Here is a 21,889-nt window from a genome sequence, read left to right on the forward strand (position 1 = left end):
AACTCTTGATTATTTTTATTATAATTGTTTAAAATAAAATGCAATGAGAGAAGAATACTTCAAGTGGTACTCACCAAACTTAAACCGCGAAACCGAAATGCTGGTTTTTGGCCATGCAGGCTATCCGGTGGTCCTTTTTCCAACTTCTATGGGAAGCTATCACGAAAATAAAGATATGGGCCTGATCGAATTGGCGCGCTGGTTTATCGAACAGGGATTGATACAGATTTTCTGTCCGGCAAGCATCGATAAAGACAGTTTTTACAACAAGCAGATCCATCCGGTGCACCGCATCCAAAACCATGTCTGGTATGATAAAATGATCTGCCACGAAATCGTCGAACGCGTAAAAAACAATACTGGATCCGGAAAAGTAGCTGTTGCAGGCTGCAGTTTTGGAGGCTATCATGCTGCGAATTTCGCGTTTCGCCACCCAGGTTATGTGAGTCACATGTTTTCGATGAGCGGCGCATTCAATATTAAAAGCTTCATGGACGGTTTTCACAACGACGATGTATTTTACAACAGCCCCGAAGATTATTTATACGGATTAAACGACCACGAATTGTGGAACATGGACATTGTCCTGGGCACTTCAAACTGGGACATTTGTTTAGATGCAAATCTTAAATTGAGTAAAGTCCTTAGCGATCGAAATGTGCATCATTGGCTCGACGTTCGACAAAACCGCGAACACGACTGGCCGGTCTGGAAAGAAATGTTTCCGCACTATTTGTCAAGAATTAAGTTTTTTTAAGTACTAAGAATTAAGATTTCTAAGCGATATCTAAAAAATAAAAACAAAAAACATGAAAAAAATTGGGATTTTATTCGGGATGGAAGATACTTTCCCGCAGGCTTTCATTGACAGGGTCAACTCGAAAAATGAAAAAGACGTTATTGCTGAAGCCGTTTCTATTGACAAAGTCGTTCAGAACAAAGGCGGCGAATATGCTGTGATCATCGACCGCATTTCTCAGGATGTTCCATTTTACCGTGCGTTTTTGAAGAATGCCGCATTAACCGGAACCAACGTGATCAACAACCCTTTTTGGTGGAGCGCAGATGATAAGTTTTTCAACAACGCTTTGGCGGATGTTTTAGGCGTTCCGTTGCCGAATACCGTGATATTGCCTTCGGCAGAACATCCAACTGATACGACTTCAAAATCATTCAGAAACCTGAAATACCCGATGGACTGGGAAGGCATTTTTGATTATGTCAAATTCCCGGCTTATATGAAACCTTACGCTGGTGGTGGATGGAAAAATGTTTACCGATTGGAAAACAAGGAAGAATTTTGGGAAAAGCACCGCGAAACCGGACAACTCGTGATGTTGTTGCAGGAAGAAATCGTATTCACCGAATATTTCCGTGTGTATTGTCTGGGCAGAAAAGCCGTAAGGATCATGCAATACGAGCCAAGAAATCCGCATCATTTGAGATATGTGATCGATGGGCCGCCGGTTTCAAAAAAATTACTCGAAACCGTAAAAGATTATACTTTAAGATTGTGCAACGGTTTGGGTTATGATTTCAATACGGTGGAATTTGCAGTAAGAGACGGAATTCCGTATGCGATCGATTTTGGAAATCCTGCTCCTGATGCAGAACTGACTTCTGTTGGACGTGAGAATTTCGAATGGGTTGTTGAAGAAGCTGCCAAAATGGCGATAACTGCCGCTAAAAAGCAAAAGCCGGGGCAAATGAACCTGACCTGGGGAACTTTCATGAAAGATTCTGTGGCATTGGCAAACAAATAGAGTTGATGATGACTAGAATACTTTAGCCCATTTGAGATTAAGAGGAATTTGAGATTAAGAGGAGAATGTCTGGCAGGCATTCGGCTTTTTAATAGCTTCAGGTACTTTTGATAACCTACTATGTTATTAAGATAAATCTTGAAAAGAAGAAGAATGTCCTAGCCCGGATAGCAGTGGAAATCCTTTTTTGTTTTTGTCATTTCGACGAAAGGAGAAATCTAAAACAAAAAAGATTGAAACGGATAGCCGGAATAGCTTCAAAAAAAATATGAATGATGAAAAAATTACCCGTTTTTACACTCGGTGTTGAAGAAGAATACCAGATCATAGATCCGAATACGCGTGATTTGCGGTCGCATTTGTCGAAGATTGTTGATGGCGCGAAAATCATACTCAACGAGCAGGTCAAAGCCGAAATGCACCAATCTGTGGTTGAAGTTGGGACGAACATCTGCAAAAGCGTTGCCGAAGCGAAAGAAGAAATCACGTTTCTACGCCGCAAAATCGTGGAACTTGCCGACAAACAGGATTTGATTGTTGGCGGCGCAGGAACGCATCCGTTTGCGAAATGGCAGGATCAATTGATCACAGATGATCCGCGGTATCACAATATCGTCAACGAACTACAGGATGCGGCGCGCTCAAATTTGATTTTCGGGATGCATTGCCACGTTGGCATCGAAAACCGCGAAATCGGGCTGCAACTGATGAACCAGGCCTGTTATTTTCTGCCGCACATTTTTGCGCTTTCGACAAATTCTCCGTTTTGGGAAGGACGTCAAACCGGCTACAAATCGTTTAGGACGAAGGTTTTTGATAAGTTCCCTAGAACCGGATTGCCGGAATATTTCGATTCGGTTTCGTCGTATGACAATTATTTGGAGACTTTGGTAAAAACCAATTGCATCGACAATCCTAAGAAAATCTGGTGGGATTTGAGGCTGCACCCGTTTTATGACACTATTGAATTCCGCATTTGCGATATGAGCCTGACTGTTGAAGAAACAATGTGCATCGTGGCGATCATCCAGGCGATAGTGGCAAAATTGTACAAACTCACCCAGCAGAACACCAGTTTCAACATTTACCGATTGGCGTTGATCAAAGAAAATAAATTCCGCGCCGCGCGTTACGGAATTGACAACCACATGATCGATTTTGGCTTGCAGAAAGAAGTTGAAACCAAAGCGCTGATCATTGAATTACTCGAATTTATTGATGATGTCGTTGACGAACTTGGAAGCCGCGAACAAATCAGTTACGTTCATGAAATCATGAAAAACGGAACTGGCGCAGACAAACAGCTTGCCGTATTCGAAAAAACCGGCGATTTGACCAAAGTGGTCGATTTTATCACAAGTGAATTTACAAAAGGCATTTGACGACGAATGTCAAATGTCAAAAGTCGGACGAATTAATTTTTTGGTATCTTTGCAGCGATAAATTTAACCTTCAGTTTTCATTTAAGTAACACGCAATGAGTCAGTACCCCATAAAAGTTGCCATTTTAGACATGTATAACGGCGAGCCGAATCAAGGCATGCGCTGCATTATCGATATCGTCGGACGTTTCAATAACATCTTGTCTTTTAAGATTTTTGACGTTCGCGGAAAATCGGAATTCCCTGAGATCAAGGATTACGATATTTACATTTCTACAGGCGGCCCAGGAAATCCGCTGATTGGCGATGGAAAATGGGATTTGAAGTATTACGATTTCATTGACGCTTTGGTCAAATGGAACGAAGAAAAAGACATCAAAAAGCACGTGATGTTCATTTGCCATTCATTTCAGATGGCATGCAAGCATTTTGGATTGGCTGAAATCACAAAACGCAACGACACTTCTTTTGGTGTGATGACGGTTCACAAAACGGTTGCCGGGCAAAATGAACCGCTTTTAGATGGTTTGGCTGATCCTTTCTACGCAGTCGATTCACGTGATTATCAGGTAGTACAACCGAATTTAAAGGTGTTTTCTGATAACGGCGCTACGATTATTTCGTTGGAAAAAATCCGCGACCATGTGCAATACGAACGTGCCATCATGGCCGTTAGGTTTAACGATTATTTCGTGGGAGCGCAGTTTCATCCTGAAGCCGATCCGGTGAGTTTTGTAGCGAACTTGCGCAATAAAGCAGCACGTGAAAAAATCAAGGCGATGAAGGGGAAACGAAAATTCCGCAACATGCTGGAAGATTTACTTGATGATGAAAAAATCTACAGGACAAATGAAACGATGATCCCAAATTTTCTTCGGATTGCGATCAACGACCTGATTCAAACTAAAAAAATACTTTCTAATTGATTTTAGATTTGCGATTTCAGATTTACGATTTATGGCCATATACCGAATTTATCGACAACACTGAAATCTGAAATCTAATATCTGAAATCCTAAATCAAAATGATCCCGAAGTACCGCCAGTTATTCAACGACAGTTTTAGTGTAGAAAAATACAAGGAATTTCAGGATGACATTGCTTCCGATTTTGATTATCTGCCGACATTCAGAATGGCAGAAACGCCCTTTTTTATTTCAAATGAACTCAAAGCGCAGTTAATTGAAGGCTGCAATGATGTGATCAAGTTGATCAAACAGGACAATTTTAAAGCACTTACCGAAAAGTCATTGGAACTCAACCATAAAGTTCCAAATGAAGATGAGCACACAACTTTTCTTGCAATTGATTTTGGTGTTTGTGAAGAAGACGGGAAAATTATCCCGAAACTCATTGAAGTACAGGGATTTCCATCGCTGTTCAATTACCAATATGTTTTATACGACAAATTCAAAAAGCATTTTCCGTTTTTATCAGCACTGACGCCGTTTATTGGCGACACAACTTCTGAAGAATACCTGAAAATTGTAGAAGAAGCCATCTGCTACAACCATCCGAAAGAAAATGTAATCCTGCTTGAAATCGAGCCTGAAAAACAAAATACCAAAATTGATTTTTATTACTGCCGCCGCGATATCGGAATCCCGATTGTTTGCGTGACCGATCTGATCAAAAAAGGGAAACAGCTGTTTTATAAAAATGAAAAAAGTGAGGAAGTCTTGGTCAAAAGAATTTACAACCGCGTCATTTTTGATGAGCTTAATTTGCGCAAAGACCTCAAACTCGATTTTAGTTTTTCTGATGATCTGGATGTCGAATGGGCAGGGCATCCGAACTGGTTTTTTAGGATCAGCAAATTTATTTTGCCAATGCTTCAAGGCAAATATTTCATCGAAACAACTTTGCTAAGTGATTTAAAAGAAATCCCTGAAGATCTTGAAAATTACGTACTTAAGCCTTTGTTTTCGTTTTCGGGAACTGGTGTTGTTTTCCATGTCAAAAAAGAAGATATCGAAGCGGTAAAAGAAAAAGACCTTTATATTTTACAGAAAAAAGTCAATTACATTCCGATCGTGCAATCGCCTGACGGAAAGGTAAAAGCGGAAGTTCGCGTGCTCTTTGTCTGGAAAAAAAATGACCTTTCTCCTACGCTGCTGTGCAATTTAGTTCGGTTAAGCCGAGGCGAAATGATCGGTGTGAAATTCAATAAAGACAAAGACTGGGTGGGCGGAACTTTAGGCTTGTTTGAAAGGTAATTTACGAGCGCAACTTCGCAATAACTACCAGATCAGTTGCTGTTGCGTTTTCACTTGTCGAGAAAAAGCGTTTCGCCTTGATGATTTCAAAATGGTTGATTTCTAAAATCGATACAAGGAAATCCAATGTATAAAAGTGCTGGAATACTGCATCACCAGTACTTCCTTTTTTAAATCCCGATTTTTCATAATCATCCTCCATGGTACTCAGGTACAGCAAGCCATTTTGATTTAATATTTGTGTTGCATCGGCAATTAGTTTTGTCGTTTCTATCTTTGAAAGATACGGCAGGCAAAACCCACACATAATGGCGTCAAATTGTTGTTCTAATAAAACAATATCGCGGCAATCCAGTACTTCAAACACGCCTTTAGGATTGTTATTTTTGGCAAGTGCCAGCATGTTCGGAGCCAAATCGGTACCTAAAATTTTTAACTGCGGATTTCGATCCAGTAAATATTTGGTAATGTTCCCAGGCCCACAAGCCAATTCTAAAATCGAAGCGTCTTTACCTGCCAAATCACAAAAAAAATCCAATGTCTCAGCATACAAAGAAACATCCATGAATCTTGATTGGTACAATGTCGCCAATTTATCGAATACTGCAACCGCATTTTTATTTTTATCCATTTCAGTTAAAATGAACCTCTAAAGTTAGAAAAAATTATTGCATTATAATAAATGGCAAGTTACACAACATATCGATTTTTCACGTGCTGCTTTTTACTGCAATTCCCTTTTTTTAATAATCGTCATTTTTATTTTGGGAAAAGCTGAAATAAGCGCATGCCAAAAGCATAGCGTAAAAATTTTCTTTATTGACAATAGAAAAAAAAGTGGCCACCTGAAAAAACAAATGGCCATCTTTATAAAAAATTAAATATTTTTTAATGTAGGTTTTTCACTTCTGCCTGAGCCGCAACAGTTGCAAAATCACGAACCAGCCTTTCAGCATAATTATCCAACAATTCCAGTACTTTTTCATGCTTATCCGAATTTACGATCAATCCGGCATGGTATTCCAATGGCACGCGAAAACAAACTTCATCATCAGAAAACGAAGACAAATCCGGGTTTTCAAATTTGGACAGAGTCAGCACAATTCCGGCGTATTCTTTTTTTGCTTTTGGCAGTGTATATTTTAAGCCTTTAACCAATGCATTTTCGATTTTTGCCCATTCTGTCCACAGATTAATACCACTTGCTGCGGCCACCATTTCGGCCAGATGCGCGCCGCCAACCCGTGAAGATGTTTCAAGGAAATAGATTTTTCCATCGTCTTTACACTTGATGTATTCCGAATGCGCTGCACCGTGTTTCAATCCGAAACCCTTAATTACCTGTTCATTGACTTTTTTAATTTCCTTATCATCTGAAGAATTGTAAGGAACATTCACACTTCTGAAAATACCACCGCCTTGGGAGATTTCCATCGGCGTTGCCAGATACCTTGACGTAATGCTGAAAATAATTTTTCCGTCTGAAATCAAGCTATCGCAGTGATACACATCGCCAGGACGGAATTGTTCGACCAAATATTTAAAACGGTTGTTGCCCATTTCATTAATATGCATCCACAAACTTTCTTTATCATATACTTTGATAATTCCTGTAGCCGAAGCTTCAGAACGCGGTTTTAAAACCCATGGTGCTGCCACCGTATCGGCAAAATGATTGATATCGTGGTCATTGAACAAGGAACAAAATTGCGGGTTTGAAATGCCGCAGCTTTTTGCTCGCATGCGCATCGCAAGTTTGTCTCGGAAATAACGCCCTGTGGTTTGGCCCATTCCGTCAATGCGGAGGTTTTCGCGCAGGTAGGTCGCTTTTTCAACATCAAAATCGTCCAGCGCGACGACCGCATCAATTGGTGTGGATTTCATCAGATTGCTTACGCCGAGCAACAAATGCTCTAGGTTCCAGTCGATGTCCTGCCCTTCCATATAAAACACTTCATCAATATGATCAAACGGCCACGGTTTGTGGCGCAGTTTTTCAGAAGTGACCAAAAAGACTTTATTTCCTTCATTTTTCAGGCTGATCAGAAAATCTGAACCCTTAAAATAATTGGAGATACACACGAAATTTTTGCTATTTTTTTCCATAACTTATAGATTTTCAATAAATTTAGCTAATAAATGTACGCCGTAAGCGGTCGCATGCTTGCTTTTGGCAAATTCATCATCACCAAAGGCAACACCGGCAATATCGAGATGCGCCCAGGATTGATGGCCGTTTGTAAAGAATTCCAGGAATTTTGCAGCACTGATTGCTCCGGCGACCGGTTTTCCGCTGTAATTTTTGACATCGGCAATGTCGCTGTCAATATCCGATTTATAATTGTCCCAAAGCGGAAGCGGCCACAATCTTTCGCCAATCTCATCCCCTGAACGTTGCAGTTTTTGGGAAATTTCGGTGTTATTCGTAAACAAAGCGCCGCATTCATAACCAAAAGTCCCCACGCTGCTTCCCGTTAAAGTCGCAATGTCTACAATGGTTTCGGGTTTGTAATTTTTAATCAGGTACGATAAACCGTCGGCAAGGATCAATCGTCCTTCGGCATCGGTATCGATGATTTCGATTGAATTTCCGCTATAGCTTTTGATCACATCGCTTGGCAGAAACGACTTCGCATCGACCGAATTTTCGCAGGCAGGAACAATCGCCGTGACTTTTACCGGAAGCTTTAAATCTGCAATCAGCTGCATCGCACCAAGCACTGCACCGCCTCCGGCCATATCACATTTCATGTGCAGCATTCCGGCTGTTTTGATATTGAGTCCGCCGGTATCGAATGTGATTCCTTTTCCTACAAATCCAACATGTTTTGTTTTATCACTGAAATTTTCAGGCGTATATTCCATAATAATGAACTGCGGTTCGCGCGCACTTCCCTGCCCGACGGCTAAAAATGCGCCAAGTCCGGCCTCAGTGGCTTCATTCCTGCCTAAAACGGTTGTTTTAAAACCGTATTTCTCGCCTTTATTTGAAGCCCATTCAGCAAGATATTTTGGAGTAGCGAAATTTGGCGGTGAATCGACCAGGTGAAAAACTTCGAGTTGCGCCTCAGCAATTTTGATCGCCTTCGCAGCAGTTTCAGTATGGTCTTTTTTTGTGATCAATGCGAGTGAAAAATCTACATACGTCAAAGCGTGTTTTTCTGTTTTTTTATAATGCCCTAGGCTATAAATTCCAAGCAACAACCCTGAAATTGTGGCTTCAACCTGTAGGGTTGTAAAATTCTCCGGGATCATCAAAGCGGTATTTTCCGAAAATGTTTCTTTCTGTTTTGCAGAAATCCTTCTAAAAATGGTTTTAAAAGCTGCATAATCAGCATCTTTCCCAAGCCCGATAAAGACATGTGTACAATCGTATTTTTCAACGATATAATAGGTGTCTTTTTTACCGTAGAACACTTTTGACGGCACTTCAACACCGTGGAATTCTGTTGGCAGTAAATTTTTAGAATGCGTTTCAAAAACCGGGATCAATATTGTTCCGGTAAAACCTTCGAGGTTTGCAATATGGTGAATTTTCATAATTAATGGTCTTTGGTATTAAAAAACAGCCATTCGATGGCTTTTGGGAATTCGTCGCTCCAGTAAGTTTCGCTGTGCTTTCCTTCCATATTGATGCTGAGCTTTATTTTCATTTTATCAGCGATAAATTCGCTTTTGATCATATTTTTCTTGAATCTTTTGACATGTTCAATCATCGTTTCGCTTTCATCACCGCCGGCATACAGGTAAATTTTTGTATCTGCAGGTTCGTCAAATTCGACTCCGGTGAAATTCATTTTCGGAACAACCCATAACGATGGAGAAAAGATCATCAGTTTGCCATAGACTTCGGGATACATCAGTCCGCTGTAAATGGAAACCAATCCGCCCATAGAGCTTCCGCCAATTCCGGTAAATTCACGTTCTTTTTTGGTTCGGAATTTTTTATCTACAAACGGCTTTAAAGTATCGGTAATAAAACGGATGTATTTTTTACCCTGCCCGACTCCGAGAACGGTTTTTCCTACGTTGTATTCTTTGATCCGGTCTTTTTCGGCATGCTCCACAGCAATGACGATAATTTTACCAATATTATATTCTGACATCACAGCCAGTTTCTTATCGATTTCCCAATTGCCGTACTTCGCCTGTTCGTTAAATAGATTCTGTGCATCTTGCAGATAAAGGACAGGATAACTTTCATCAGAAGAATCGTAATCGTATGGAAGCAAAGCCCAGATTTTTCGCTTTTTATTAAGTTGCGGCATTTCAAATTCGTCTGAGATCAGATGAATCTGCGGCAGGAAATTGGGCTTGAAAGGCAGCCAGTTTTTTCGCCATAAATCGACATGCTCCTTGCGAACGCCAGAATGTTGCCTACATGAACGGTTCTCTGTACGATTTCCATATTTATCAATCTCCACCTCGCTCCAGTCGCCTTTGGTAAACTTGTAAAGCAATTCGTCGGGATAGTTAAAATCATGCGGGAACTTGAAATGATACAGGCCTTCACCAATTTTTTCCATCTCAAAATTCTTGTCCTGCGTGTGCCATTCATTAAAATTCCCGGAAATGTATACCGGCCTTAAATCGTCGTCGTCGGTAGTCAGCATTATATTGAGCTGCGGTTCGGTCAAATCTTCTTCAATATCCTGCAAAATACTATTGTTGTTGGGGTTCATATAAATTTTAATGCTCATTTATTTTATAGAAAAGTAAATATAGGTTTTTGGATTTTGAAAAAAAAGAAACCGGCGTTGCTATGCAAAAGAATTAGGGAAATTAAGGCGTGCAGTGTATTTTTTTGACAAAAAAGCAAATAATCAGGAAGGTTTACCAAGAATTAGGTAGGATTATTTTGGAAACTGAATGCTGACGGTTGTGCCTTTGCCGATTTCACTTTCAATCTGAATGTCGCATTGCAACAGGTCGCACAATCGCTTGACGATCGATAATCCGAGTCCGGTTCCTTTTATGGCAGGATGCGCCGTTGCCTGCGAGCGAAAGAATTGCCCATAAATATTTGCAAGGTCAGCCTTTTGGATCCCAATGCCATTGTCTGAAATTTTGCAATTGATAAAATTTGATGCCTCCGACAAATGAATCCTGATCAACCCATTTGATTTTGAGTATTTTATGGCATTTGAGATCAGGTTTTCGATAATCGTAGCAATTAAATAAGCATCTGAATAAATACTGAAATGATTGTCAAATTTAAAATCTATCGAAATGTTCGCGCTTTCAATTCCCGATGAAAAACGTTCAAGCGATTGCAGAATTATTGCGTCGAGTTCGACAGGCTGGTTGTTAAGTCCGATTTTCTGGTTTTCAAAACGCGCCAGTAAAAGCAACTGGTCGACCATATTATTGAGCCGGTCAATTTCACTGATGCAATATTTTATCTTTTCTTCATACTGCTCTTTTTCACGGGGTTTGCGGATCAAAACTTCGAGCGTTCCTTTTACAACGGCCAGTGGTGTACGCAGTTCATGTGAAGCATCTGAAGTAAATTGCTTTTCCCGGTCAATGGCATTTTCGATCCGGTCGAGCAGGCTGTTGATAGTGTGTGACAATACATACAATTCATCCTTATTCGAAGGCAGGTCAATCCGTGATTTAAGATTGTCTTTTGTAATCGCGCTGGCGGTTTCGGTAATATTTGTAATTGGACGTATGTTTCGACCGGCGATGAATCTGGCTGTAAAAAATAGCAACAATAAAATTATGGGATATGAAACCAACAACACATCACGCAGGTTTTGAAGCACAAGATTCGCGTCTTCAAGCGACATTGCAATGATGATGTAACCTGCAATTTTCTTTTTATGAAGCACCGGAAATTGTATCTGCCGAATGGATCGCCCATTAAGTTTGGTATCGAAATTTTTAAAATCTTCCTGATTTGCATCGAAAATCAAATTCCGGTTTTTAAGATTTGGCGATTTGTTGACCAGTTCTTTATTTCCATCTAAAATCTGGACAAAAACGGGATTTACGTCGAGGCTTCTGTGCTCTTCTTCGCGCCATTCTTCGGGATCGATCAAAGTAACATTGTCATTTTCGATCTTGATTTCGCTCAAATGCCCATTGACTTCAATCTTGATATCATTGTCAACATGCGAATAAACACTGTACGATACGATATTGTAAATGATCACAAAAACAAAAAGCACCATCAATGCGGTGCTGATCAGGTAATTGAATGCGATGCGGTTTTTAAACGAAAAAGGAAACATTTTCATCACGAAATTTCTTTAGCGATGTATCCGACACCGCGAATAGTCTTGATGTAGTCTTCGTCTTTTTTAAGATTTAGTTTCTTGCGCAACGAATTGATAAACACATCGATAACACCGGTATCATATTCAAAATGGATGTTCCAGACGTCTTCGATGATTTGATTCCTTGTACAAACTTTATCTTTATTGACGATCAGATATTCTAATAAAGAAAATTCTTTCTGTGTCAGAAAAACCTCAATTCCATTGTTAAAAACCTGGTAGGTTTTTTTGTTGATTTCAATCGGGCCGAGCTTTAAATTGGGTACATCGGCTTCAGCCGAACGCAACTGCACTTTGATCCTTTCGAGCAATTCCTCAAAATTAAACGGCTTTTTGATGTAATCATTCGCTCCGGCTTTAAGTCCGGCAATGGTTTCCTGGATCGTATCTTTTGCTGTCAGGAAAATAATCGGCGTTGTGGTATTTTTTTTGCGGAATTCAACGCATACATCAAGTCCGTTCATTTCTGGAAGCATCCAGTCTAAAATAATCAGGTCGAAGCTGTTTTGCTGAGCTGATTGAAGTCCGGATTTTCCGTCATCCGCGACAGCGACTTCATAATTCTCTTCTTCGAGCCCTTGTTTTAAGAACTGTGAAATTCCGGCTTCGTCTTCTACAATTAGGATTTTCACGTTTTAGGTTTTACTGAAGGATTGCAATTTGGCTACATATTCCGACGGCGATTCGTTTTTGTAAACGCCAATCTGCCCTAGAACTTTCGTGTTTTTATTGATGACCACAACCAAAGGAAAAAAGCCGTCTTTATTGTATTTTTCGACGATGAGTAAATTTTCTTCCATATTATCAGATTTGCCCGAATTGAAATCCTGTTTTACGAGTATGTAATTTTCTGAAGCAAAATCCCTGAATGCCGGTGATTTAAAAACCTTTTCTTCAAGTTGGTCGCAGGTTTCACAGGTTTCCGAAACCGAAAAAAACAACAGCACTTCCTTTCCCGAAACCGACGCTTCCTTAAATGCATCTTTCAGATTGGTTTTCCACGTTTGGGAATAACCCGGCATCGTTGCTACAAACAGCAGCACTAAAGTCATATTTTTCATAGCCATTCAATTTGAGAATAAATGTATCAAAATATTTGAGATGCAATCGAAATTTATAGCAATTTTTTAGATGATTATTTCAACATTTTTTTGTTGAATAAATAATCGGCGGTTTGATACCAGGAAATGGTTTCGTTGAGGAAATCGGGATCCATCGGTAACGTTTTCAGGCTGTTATCCGATTTATTCCAATTGTAGAAATTTTGCTTTTTCTCGTCGGATAAAATCATCGTCCTGCTTCCTTTCATCAAAACCAGCTTGCGATAAGTTCCGCTGAAGGCGCGCGGTTCAAAATTCGGGTCGAAGATATTTTTTCCGAAAAAATCCGATTCATAATTCCAATGGAACATCGAAAACAATGTTGGAAAAATATCGATCTGCGAACATTGTTTCGATACTTTCTGATTTAAATATTTCGGAAAATTTACGATAAATGTCGGGATGTGGTAATTCGCCACGTCAATTTCGTCCTTTCCGGCACTGCTTGCACAATGGTCGGCGACAATCACAAAAACGGTATTTTTAAACCACGGTTTTGTCTCTGCTTTTTTGAACATTTCACGAAGCGCAAAATCGGTATACATCACCGCGCCTTCCCTGCTCATTCCTGACGGAATCAGGACTTTTCCGGATGGATATGTATACGGTTTGTGGTTTGAAGTTGTCATTACAAAATTGAAAAACGGTTGTTTTTTTTGGTAATGATCGTCTGCAACTTTAAGCATTTTATTAAAAATATCCCCATCGCAAATTCCCCACGCATTTTCGAAAGTAACTTCGTTGTCTTCGATGTTGTAGCGCGTGGTTTTGATGTCGTCACTCAGCACGCTTCCGCGGCCGCGATCGTAAATATTGAATCCGTTACCGCCAAAATAACTGTTCATATTGTCGAAATAGCCGTCGCCACCGTAAAAAAAATTGCAGTCGTAATTGCGGCTTTTAAAAACATTTGAAATCGTATATAAATTGTGGTTTTGAGGACGTTTTACGATGCTTTGTCCGGGCGTTGGCGGGATGCTTAACGTAATCGCTTCCATGCCCCGAACGGTTCGCGTTCCGGTTGCATACAAATTGTTGAAGAAAATGCTCTTCTGTGCCAGGCTGTCGAGAAACGGCGTGATGTGCTTTTCGTTGCAAAATTCCCGCATGAAGTTTGCACTGAGGCTTTCGACCAAGATGAAAACGACATTTTTCTTTTGGTTCGACGGCAAACTGTCGGTGATCATTCTGTGGATGGAATGCCCACCTTTCGTGAATTTCGTATTTTTATCTGAAAGCTTATTCCTGACTGCCTGCAACGCTTTTTCATTATTTACCGACGAATAAAACTCGGTGTATTTCATCTGATTGTTCCTGAAAGCAGCGAAAAAAGAATAAATCCCCGATTTGGAAATTTCAGAATTGTAGCGGTTTGACGACCATTCGGCATTGGCATTCGAAATAAATGAAATGTAAAATAGTGCGATTATTGCGACAGTTGCAAATGCTTTGAAGCGCAGTCTCATTGGCAGCAGCCCGGAAAATGTGCGTTTAAAAACATTCAGCTTGTAGAAAATAAAAAGGACCAAAATCACAAATAATACCACGCCGCCAATCAGCAAAGGCAGTGGATAAGATTGCCGGATGTTCGCAATGACTTCGTTCGTATAAATCAGGTAATCGACTGCAATGAAATTGAAACGGCTGCGGAATTCCTCCCAAAACGTGATTTCTGCAAAGAACGAAAAGATAAAAATGAACAAACCCAATGCTGTGAAAAACGAAACCACGATTTTATCCACAATTGAACCGATCCATTTGTCGGGAACTACTGAAAAATAAAGTACAGCTGGAAAAAGAAGCAAGGTTAAAGTTCCAATATCAAAGAAAAAACCAGTAAAAATCGTTCGCAGCACATCGGCAACATGCAACGAGACTTCATTGTGTTGCCAAGCAAAAAAAACGATACGCAACAAAAAAGAAACGATTAAAAACCATAAGGAGAATGATTGCAACAATGCAAACCGTCCAGGAATTCTTAAGCTTTTAAACATTTTTGATTATTTTTTACAAAGATCAAAAAATAGTCAAAATTGCCGCTTAAGGCAAACTTAAAAGCCGCTTAAGATTTGCTTAAAGATTAAAGCATTCCGTTGTATTTCCTGATAAACCACTCGCTTGCCAGTGCCGCCGCAATGATCACCAGCAGCCAATACCAATCGACAAGCGGGATTTTTTTTACCACATTTTTTTGGACTGCTTTGTAATTTTCATCATTCAAAAGCTTTTTGATCAAAGCATCGGTCTGATCCGGCATAAAAACTTGCCCTTTCGTTTGTGCTGCGAGTTGTTTTAGTTTGGCCAGATCGGGGTTTACAAATTGCTTTTCGATGTCAAAATCGAGGATTTCAAAGTAACCGTTGTAGGCTGTTTTTGAGTTGAGCTCGGTCACTTTAAAATTGTACTGCCCTGCCGGAAGTCCGTCGAGGCTGACTTTATATGAATTCGTTCCTTTCAATAAATCATAATTTTTGACTTGCTTCGTATTTTTATTGGTGACCGAAATTGACAAACGCGCCTTTTCATCAAACTCATAATTCTTGTTGAAATATTGTGCGTTGATTTCGATTGCTTCACCGGAATTGTAGAAGCTTTCGTGATTGACAACTAGTGATTTTTTAGAATTGTTCGATGCCAGATACTGAATGGTTTTATCGATGAACACATCAAATTTTTCAAAGGATTTAGTATCGGCATGGCTTTGAAGACGCCACTTCCAGATATTTTCACCAAACAAATAAGCGCTTCGTTTTCCTGTATTTTCGGCGAAAGCCAGCAAAGGCATGTTCGTTGCGATGTCTCGGATTTTAGACGCCAAAAGCGTGTTGACATTTCCTTTTGAGGCAACGTTTCCAAACGGATGCTGTAGCGGAGGAAAGTTTTCAAAACCAATATCATCGATTGCAAATAAGTTGAATTGCGGATTAAATGCTGCGATAAAATCTTCAGGCTGCGAACTCATTTTATAAATGAAATTATCCTGAAACTGATTCAATAAATTAAAATCGGTGTTGTTTCCTGTAATGATAAGCGTGTTGATTCCGGCTGCTTTATTGGTTTCAAAGAGCGATTTAAAATCGGAATTCGGTTGGTATAAAACCAGAACATTATAATCCTGTAACGCTTTGATTTCTTTAGGCTTAACAATCGCTACCTTTCGTTGCGGATTCATTTCGATCGAACGTTTCAAGGCGCCGATATCGGGATGATTGATCGAGGAAACGATGGCAATTTCTGTCTTTTGATCGATCACCTGAACTGCAAAATTCTTGATGTTGTTGTAGCTGTTTTTTTCGGTCGCAGCCGATTTTAATGCCGCTTTGAAAATCTGCAATCCAGTTTTATCTGCAGGCAAAAGCACGCTGATCACCGCTGATTTTTTTGACAGACTGAACGCAACATTTTGTTTGTTGTAAACGGTATTGCCTTGTGAAATGCTGAATTCGGCAGTAATATTTTTATTTCCGGAATATTGAAGGAAAATCTCAACAGGAAATTTATTTTTATGGAAAGCGTATTTGTTAACGTTGAGCTGGCTGATCTTCAAATCGAGAAAAGTCGTCGTATCGCCTACAACTAAAGGAAATACTTTATTGTTCGGATCAAAACCATAAACGTAATCATTCCCTGAAGTTTGGTTTCCATCAGAAATTAAAACCGTAGGAAAAGATTTGTTTTTGTTGATGCTTTTGAGGTTTTTCGCCACCAGATCAATGTTGGTTTGCGTGCCTTTAAAATTGAAATTTTCTGAAAGCTCAAATTCGCTGTCAAATTGGTATGACTGGATTTCGAATTTTTCCTGCAAACGCTTGTCGGAAGTAATTTTTTTGTAAATATCAAGCGCAGTTTCATTCGCTTTCAAATCAACGATCGATGAAGAATTGTCAACCACAACCGGCAACGGCGTTTTCTGGATTTCGAGCGTGCTGTTTGAAACGACAGGATTTATCAGCAACAGCAACACGCCAAATACGGCTAAAAAACGCAAAGAAGCCAAAAGCAAATTCACATTCGACTTGCTTTTGGCCTTATAAAAATATTGGTAGAATGACAAACCCGCTGCTAAAAGTACTGAAAGTAAGAGCAATAGAATGGTAGACGTTGTCATAATTAGTAGCGTACAATAAAAAAAATAAATATACTAATTATTAAACCGGATTTGCAATTTTAATGGTTCAGATATTATTTTTTTATAAACTTGATTTTTTGCGATGCTTTGCCTGAAACGGTGATTTCTGCAAGGTACATTTTACTACTGAGTTGGAAAACATTAATAGGTTTGTATCTTATGCCTTTTTCCTTTCGCCTTTCATTTATCTTCTCAAAATAAAAAAAAGTCGCCTTTTCAGACAGCTTCCAATGATATATTTTTATTCTATTAGGTCAGCATTCCTCCGTCAACATTCATGACTTGCCCAGTAATGTAAGCACTCATCTCTGATGCGAAGAACAAACAGGCATTGGCTACGTCTTCAGTGCTTCCTCCGCGTTTTAAAGGAATGGAATCCCTCCAGCCCTGAACAACATCGTCGTTTAATTTTGCAGTCATTTCGGTTTCGATAAATCCCGGTGCGATTGCGTTGCAACGGATGTTTCTTGAACCCAGTTCCAAAGCCACCGATTTTGTAAATCCGATCACTCCGGCTTTTGAGGCAGCATAATTCGTCTGGCCCGCATTTCCTTTCACTCCCACTACAGAACTCATATTGATGATCGATCCCGCGCGGTTTTTCAGCATCGTTTTCTGAACGGCCTTAGTCATATTGAAAACCGATTTCAGGTTGACTTCGATGACTTTGTCAAAATCTTCTTCAGACATTCTCATTAGAAGGTTGTCTTTGGTGATTCCGGCATTGTTGATCAGGATGTCGATGGTTCCAAATTCGGCAAGCACCTTGTCAATCAATTGCTGTGCTTCATTGAAATCGGCAGCATTTGACTGGTATCCTTTTGCCTTGATTCCCATGTCGTTGAGGCTGTTTTCTAATGCCAATGCAGATTCAGCAGACGAACTGTATGTAAAAGCCACATTCGCACCGTGTTTTGCGAAAACTTCGGCGATCCCTTTTCCAATTCCGCGGCTTGCGCCAGTAATAATGGCCACTTTTCCTTCTAAGATTTTCATATTGTCGTGGTAGTTTTTGTTATTGTTTGTGGTACAAATATAGATTATTTAGGCGTTTTAGAAAATTTGAAGCATAAAAAAAGCTTTACATTGGCGTAAAGCTTTTTTATCTGGATGTTGTTATTTAGAATGCCACATTCCATTTAGGAAGTGTTCCCTTTTCATCGAGGAATTTCTGAAGGATCAAACCTTCCACATAAGTCGGAATGAATTTGTTTTTCGCATTGTAAGTTTCATACCAATACACTTCGAGCCTGTCTATTTTTTCAAGTTTCATCTGTGCCGGCCATGAGTATTTTCTACCTGTTTTTGCAAATTGGTGTCCGTTTACGATTTTGTCGTACAATCCGCCGTTCTTGCTTTTTAAGGTTCCGTCATTTTGGATGGTTCCGGTAGAGCCTACCATAATCAATTCTTTTTCTTCAGTATCGGCATTGTAAACTAAAAATACACCGCTTCCATTTTCGGTAGCATTGCAGGCTTCTTCAAGATTGTTATCTGTTGTAAAACTAAAATTTCCTGAGGTTTTGAATTTCGTTAATTCTTTGTACATGTTTATCTGATTTGAATGCTTTCTAAAAAAATGCCCCGCGAAAATAATCGCAGGGCTTATTTAAAAGCAATTGTGATTGTAATTATTTTTTGGCAAATTTAGCGTTTGTTGTGCCTTTATCCGAATTTATTTTAAGAAAATAATTGCCGGTTTTTAAAGATGAAACATCGATGCCCGAATTGATTTCGGGATTTGAAATGCTTTGGATTAAACGTCCTGAAATATCGTAAATGCTTATTGATGAAATTTTGATGTTTTTTCTGGTATTGATGTTTAACATCTCTTCTGCCGGATTTGGATATAATGTAAAATAAGACGAGAATTCAAAATCATTTACCGAAAGTGCCGCAATGGTTGTCGTGGCGTTATTTGTCACGATCGGGGAATTGTAGTCAAAGTAAATGTTTGCTTGGTTGCTAAATGAATTTCCGACGACCAAAATGGATTTCGTTTTAATTTTAAAAACTACATAACCGTCATTATTCGCATCGTCAAACGGCAGATTGATATTTTCAAAAATGAATTCAATTTTATTACTTCCTGAAAATTTTGTTTCGACCGGATGACTGGAAGACAATACGTCTATTGAATTGACATCAAACTTAGACAGGTCGATCATGTCTTTGACGACTACATTTTCGGCAGCAAACGTACCCGTATTTTCAAATCGGATCATATAATGCACATATTTTCCAATTAGTTCCGGGCCTACTGTCTCACCTTCCAGACAGGTTTTGTCGTTTGGATCCCAGGATGAGACAACCCTTTGCCTCAACAAGGCTGTATTGTCAACAGGTGTAAGATCGGTTGCGCCGATAATTGTTGCTGTATAAGACAGATTATCCTGCATGGTTACAGGTGGCGTATCCATTTGAGAATTGATGTTGAAAATTACAGTAATTTCTTTAGCTTCTAACGGTTTTAAGTTGGTAAAAGCCCAACTCAACACATTAGTGGACTGCGTGGTCAATACAGGACTGGTTGAAACCCGATTCATAATGGCATCGTTAAAATTTAAATTTACCGTACCAGATTGAGTGGTTGTTCCATTGTTTTTATAAATAATTTTATATACGGCATCAAAACCTGGCTTGGCAACTGTCATTGGGAAAATACTTATTTCAAGATCGTTATGAATGCCATTGGGCACCATGTAAAAATTTGCAATGGCCGGGCTCGTTTGGCCTGGGAAAGTGACTGTTGCCGATGCCGGCGAAAATGTAAAGTATGACGGATTTGGTAATATTGGCGATATGACGTGTGTTCCTTCTCGTAACGGTATGGACGCATTTCCAGTTCTTGTTTGCGTGAGGCTTCCAAAAAGACCATTGGTATTAACTCTATATTTTAAATTCTGGAATGGAATGTCATTTGAATCACAGCCGTTATTGCCAGCATCAAATTTTGCACTTGCATTGATGTTGTAAAAAAGCCACGGCAAATTAAACGAGCAATAGGAATTGATTTCAACAGTATTTAATGGAGTATCGTATAATGCGTTTCTTAAAGCACCTTGTCTTCCGAGTTCTATACAGATGTATTTCAAAGTAGGACTGTAAATAGATGGATTATAGAATTGAGACAGATTTGGTCCAACGTAGCTCATATAAAGCGCCAACATCGGATTTACAGCACAGTAAAGGATTTCAAGATCCGCTAAATTACTCACATCGAGCGTAGTGAGAAGGTTTCCGTTGCAATCTATCCTGTTGATTACAGTTAATCCGCTCAGTTTTAAATCAGTGAGTTGGTTTTGGGAACATTCTAAAATAAACAATTCTGGCAAAATCCCTAAATTTAAAGTACGCAGTTCATTAGTATAACAATACAGTTGATAAAGCCGTTGCAAACTGCTTACGTCTAATGCTATCAGATTATTGACTGAACAATCAATGCCTAAGATGTTGGGGCAATTATTAAATTCTAAAGATGTCAGACGATTTTGTCGGCATACTAATGCTGTCAAATGTGAAAGTCCGCTTACATCAAGCGTTGTTAGATTGTTAGTAGAACAATCTAACACTTCTAAATTGGATAACGCACTTACATTTAACGTAGTCAAAGCATTTGAGGAACAGTCCAGTTTTTTAAGCGAAGTAAAATAGGACAACCATTGCAAATCAGACAATTGCCTTTGGTTTATATTAAGTTTGTACACGCTCTGCGCTTCGCTGATTTCAATCTCATTGTTATTGTTGGCATCGATTTGGATTGCATTGTTGTTTACGTCAATTGCAATCGCAGTCGTAGTAGCCGACTGTAGCAATACCCATTTAAAATTACTGTCAGCGGGAAAATTAATAATTTGGGCATTCCCCGCTACAATTGAAAGTGTTAGAAATAGGAAAATGTAAAGTTTAGTCATAAAAAGTTTTTGTAGATATGAACAATAGTGAATTTTTTTAAATTTTTGTTGACATAAAAATCATTCGCGATTGGCATTCAAATATATAAATAATCATTCTTTAAAAGACTATAAAATAATTCGCTTACGCCTATATATAATTTGTGATCAATATAAATCAAAAAAGCCCCACAAAATGTGAGGCTTAAAATATCTGCATTGCAACGGAAAATTATCCCATTACTTCTTTCACTTTTTTACCAATTTCAGCTGGAGAATCTACCACGTGGATGCCGCATTCTCTCATGATTCTTTTCTTCGCCTCAGCAGTATCATCGGCACCGCCAACAATGGCTCCTGCATGTCCCATGGTTCTTCCTTTTGGAGCCGTTTCACCGGCGATGAATCCGATGACCGGTTTTCTGTTCCCATCAGCTTTGATCCATTTCGCAGCATCTGCTTCAAGCTGTCCACCGATTTCACCGATCATAACGATGCATTTGGTTTCCGGGTCGTTCATCAACAATTCAACCGCTTGTTTTGTTGTGGTTCCAATGATTGGATCTCCACCAATTCCGATCGCAGTTGTGATTCCCATACCTTGTTTTACCACCTGATCAGCAGCTTCATAAGTCAAAGTTCCCGATTTTGAAACGATGCCAACAGTCCCTTTTTTGAAAACGAAACCTGGCATAATCCCAACTTTAGCTTCACCCGGAGTAATAACTCCCGGACAGTTTGGCCCGATCAGCGTACAGTTTCTATCTTTAATATAATCATTGGCTTTGATCATGTCGGCAACAGGAATTCCTTCAGTAATGGTAATGATGACTTTGATTCCGGCATCGGCAGCTTCCATAATCGCATCGGCAGCAAATGCTGGCGGAACAAAAATGATCGTGGTATCGGCACCAGCCTGTTCAACTGCATCTTTAACGGTATTGAAAACCGGACGGTTCAAATGCTCCGTTCCACCTTTTCCCGGAGTTACGCCACCTACGACGTTCGTTCCGTATTCGATCATTTGCGAAGCGTGGAAAGTTCCTTCACTTCCTGTAAAACCTTGAACAATTATTTTAGAATCCTTGTTAACTAAAACACTCATGATATATATTTTAAATTGTT

The 21,889-nt window shown here is 39.5% G+C and carries 18 protein-coding genes; 5 read left to right on the plus strand and 13 right to left on the minus strand.

Going from position 1 to position 21,889, the window contains the following annotated elements:
* Positions 1 to 43: 43 nt before the first annotated feature.
* The 5 genes from BLS32_RS13510 (at position 44) to BLS32_RS13530 (ending at position 5,361) form a co-directional block, all read left to right on the plus strand.
* Positions 44 to 757 (plus strand): esterase family protein, encoded by a 714-nt coding sequence (locus BLS32_RS13510; RefSeq protein WP_091396844.1) that lies wholly within the window; start codon positions 44 to 46, stop codon positions 755 to 757.
* Between the two features lie 52 nt (positions 758 to 809).
* Positions 810 to 1,763 carry an ATP-grasp domain-containing protein gene (locus BLS32_RS13515; RefSeq protein ID WP_091396846.1) on the plus strand — a complete coding sequence of 318 codons (954 nt, stop codon included), beginning with the start codon at positions 810 to 812 and terminating at the stop codon, positions 1,761 to 1,763.
* Positions 1,764 to 2,038: 275 nt separating this feature from the next.
* A complete protein-coding gene (locus BLS32_RS13520) occupies positions 2,039 to 3,145 on the plus strand; it encodes a carboxylate-amine ligase (protein WP_091396970.1) in 1,107 nt (368 codons plus the stop codon).
* A 95-nt stretch (positions 3,146 to 3,240) separates the two neighbouring features.
* On the plus strand, positions 3,241 to 4,071 hold the full coding sequence (locus BLS32_RS13525; protein WP_091396849.1) for a type 1 glutamine amidotransferase: 831 nt from the start codon (positions 3,241 to 3,243) through the stop codon (positions 4,069 to 4,071).
* A 99-nt stretch (positions 4,072 to 4,170) separates the two neighbouring features.
* Entirely contained in the window at positions 4,171 to 5,361 is a 1,191-nt protein-coding gene (locus BLS32_RS13530) for a hypothetical protein (protein ID WP_091396852.1), read from the plus strand.
* A 1-nt stretch (position 5,362) separates the two neighbouring features.
* Here the strand turns inward: BLS32_RS13530 and BLS32_RS13535 are convergent, their stop codons facing one another.
* From BLS32_RS13535 to sucD, 13 genes are all read right to left on the minus strand, one after another.
* Complete coding sequence (locus tag BLS32_RS13535) at positions 5,363 to 5,992, minus strand: class I SAM-dependent methyltransferase (RefSeq protein ID WP_091396855.1); 630 nt, start codon at positions 5,990 to 5,992, stop codon at positions 5,363 to 5,365.
* A 257-nt stretch (positions 5,993 to 6,249) separates the two neighbouring features.
* Positions 6,250 to 7,467, minus strand: a complete 1,218-nt coding sequence (locus BLS32_RS13545) for an ATP-grasp domain-containing protein (RefSeq protein WP_091396859.1) — start codon at positions 7,465 to 7,467, stop codon at positions 6,250 to 6,252.
* 3 nt (positions 7,468 to 7,470) lie between these two features.
* Positions 7,471 to 8,901 carry a leucyl aminopeptidase family protein gene (locus tag BLS32_RS13550; protein ID WP_091396862.1) on the minus strand — a complete coding sequence of 477 codons (1,431 nt, stop codon included), beginning with the start codon at positions 8,899 to 8,901 and terminating at the stop codon, positions 7,471 to 7,473.
* A gap of 2 nt (positions 8,902 to 8,903) precedes the next feature.
* A complete protein-coding gene (locus tag BLS32_RS13555) occupies positions 8,904 to 10,061 on the minus strand; it encodes an alpha/beta hydrolase (protein WP_307725625.1) in 1,158 nt (385 codons plus the stop codon).
* 153 nt (positions 10,062 to 10,214) lie between these two features.
* Positions 10,215 to 11,603, minus strand: coding sequence for a sensor histidine kinase (locus BLS32_RS13560; RefSeq protein WP_307725624.1), 1,389 nt, complete (start codon positions 11,601 to 11,603; stop codon positions 10,215 to 10,217).
* Positions 11,603 to 12,274 carry a response regulator transcription factor gene (locus BLS32_RS13565; protein ID WP_091396864.1) on the minus strand — a complete coding sequence of 224 codons (672 nt, stop codon included), beginning with the start codon at positions 12,272 to 12,274 and terminating at the stop codon, positions 11,603 to 11,605. The genes BLS32_RS13560 and BLS32_RS13565 overlap by 1 nt, the downstream gene beginning before the upstream one ends.
* 3 nt (positions 12,275 to 12,277) lie before the next feature.
* The gene (locus BLS32_RS13570; protein ID WP_170227578.1) at positions 12,278 to 12,703 is read right to left on the minus strand and encodes a thioredoxin family protein; all 426 of its coding nucleotides are present in this window, start codon (positions 12,701 to 12,703) and stop codon (positions 12,278 to 12,280) included.
* Positions 12,704 to 12,777: 74 nt separating this feature from the next.
* Positions 12,778 to 14,736: an LTA synthase family protein gene (locus BLS32_RS13575; RefSeq protein WP_091396870.1), complete on the minus strand. Its 1,959-nt coding sequence runs from the start codon at positions 14,734 to 14,736 to the stop codon at positions 12,778 to 12,780.
* 86 nt (positions 14,737 to 14,822) lie between these two features.
* Complete coding sequence (locus BLS32_RS13580) at positions 14,823 to 16,850, minus strand: translation initiation factor 2 family protein (RefSeq protein WP_091396872.1); 2,028 nt, start codon at positions 16,848 to 16,850, stop codon at positions 14,823 to 14,825.
* 270 nt (positions 16,851 to 17,120) lie between these two features.
* Positions 17,121 to 17,867, minus strand: a complete 747-nt coding sequence (fabG, locus tag BLS32_RS13585) for a 3-oxoacyl-[acyl-carrier-protein] reductase (protein WP_091396876.1) — start codon at positions 17,865 to 17,867, stop codon at positions 17,121 to 17,123.
* 124 nt (positions 17,868 to 17,991) lie between these two features.
* Entirely contained in the window at positions 17,992 to 18,420 is a 429-nt protein-coding gene (locus BLS32_RS13590) for a hypothetical protein (protein WP_091396880.1), read from the minus strand.
* 82 nt (positions 18,421 to 18,502) lie between these two features.
* On the minus strand, positions 18,503 to 20,785 hold the full coding sequence (locus BLS32_RS13595; RefSeq protein ID WP_091396884.1) for a DUF7619 domain-containing protein: 2,283 nt from the start codon (positions 20,783 to 20,785) through the stop codon (positions 18,503 to 18,505).
* A 211-nt stretch (positions 20,786 to 20,996) separates the two neighbouring features.
* On the minus strand, positions 20,997 to 21,869 hold the full coding sequence (gene sucD, locus BLS32_RS13600; RefSeq protein ID WP_091396887.1) for a succinate--CoA ligase subunit alpha: 873 nt from the start codon (positions 21,867 to 21,869) through the stop codon (positions 20,997 to 20,999).
* Positions 21,870 to 21,889 lie beyond the last annotated feature (20 nt).

Origin of the sequence: Flavobacterium noncentrifugens (assembly GCF_900100375.1) — a bacterium.
Taxonomy (GTDB): domain Bacteria; phylum Bacteroidota; class Bacteroidia; order Flavobacteriales; family Flavobacteriaceae; genus Flavobacterium; species Flavobacterium noncentrifugens.

What these genes read in the sequence shown, in the direction of transcription:
- BLS32_RS13550 (WP_091396862.1), bottom strand. Translation starts at nt 8,901, where the DNA reads ATGAAAATTCACCATATTGCAAACCTCGAAGGTTTTACCGGAACAATA.
- BLS32_RS13595 (WP_091396884.1), bottom strand. Translation starts at nt 20,785, where the DNA reads ATGACTAAACTTTACATTTTCCTATTTCTAACACTTTCAATTGTAGCG.
- BLS32_RS13590 (WP_091396880.1), bottom strand. Translation starts at nt 18,420, where the DNA reads ATGTACAAAGAATTAACGAAATTCAAAACCTCAGGAAATTTTAGTTTT.
- BLS32_RS13520 (WP_091396970.1), top strand. Translation starts at nt 2,039, where the DNA reads ATGAAAAAATTACCCGTTTTTACACTCGGTGTTGAAGAAGAATACCAG.
- sucD (WP_091396887.1), bottom strand. Translation starts at nt 21,869, where the DNA reads ATGAGTGTTTTAGTTAACAAGGATTCTAAAATAATTGTTCAAGGTTTT.
- fabG (WP_091396876.1), bottom strand. Translation starts at nt 17,867, where the DNA reads ATGAAAATCTTAGAAGGAAAAGTGGCCATTATTACTGGCGCAAGCCGC.
- BLS32_RS13525 (WP_091396849.1), top strand. Translation starts at nt 3,241, where the DNA reads ATGAGTCAGTACCCCATAAAAGTTGCCATTTTAGACATGTATAACGGC.
- BLS32_RS13560 (WP_307725624.1), bottom strand. Translation starts at nt 11,603, where the DNA reads ATGAAAATGTTTCCTTTTTCGTTTAAAAACCGCATCGCATTCAATTAC.
- BLS32_RS13530 (WP_091396852.1), top strand. Translation starts at nt 4,171, where the DNA reads ATGATCCCGAAGTACCGCCAGTTATTCAACGACAGTTTTAGTGTAGAA.
- BLS32_RS13545 (WP_091396859.1), bottom strand. Translation starts at nt 7,467, where the DNA reads ATGGAAAAAAATAGCAAAAATTTCGTGTGTATCTCCAATTATTTTAAG.
- BLS32_RS13515 (WP_091396846.1), top strand. Translation starts at nt 810, where the DNA reads ATGAAAAAAATTGGGATTTTATTCGGGATGGAAGATACTTTCCCGCAG.
- BLS32_RS13580 (WP_091396872.1), bottom strand. Translation starts at nt 16,850, where the DNA reads ATGACAACGTCTACCATTCTATTGCTCTTACTTTCAGTACTTTTAGCA.
- BLS32_RS13555 (WP_307725625.1), bottom strand. Translation starts at nt 10,061, where the DNA reads ATGAGCATTAAAATTTATATGAACCCCAACAACAATAGTATTTTGCAG.
- BLS32_RS13570 (WP_170227578.1), bottom strand. Translation starts at nt 12,703, where the DNA reads ATGAAAAATATGACTTTAGTGCTGCTGTTTGTAGCAACGATGCCGGGT.
- BLS32_RS13535 (WP_091396855.1), bottom strand. Translation starts at nt 5,992, where the DNA reads ATGGATAAAAATAAAAATGCGGTTGCAGTATTCGATAAATTGGCGACA.
- BLS32_RS13575 (WP_091396870.1), bottom strand. Translation starts at nt 14,736, where the DNA reads ATGTTTAAAAGCTTAAGAATTCCTGGACGGTTTGCATTGTTGCAATCA.
- BLS32_RS13510 (WP_091396844.1), top strand. Translation starts at nt 44, where the DNA reads ATGAGAGAAGAATACTTCAAGTGGTACTCACCAAACTTAAACCGCGAA.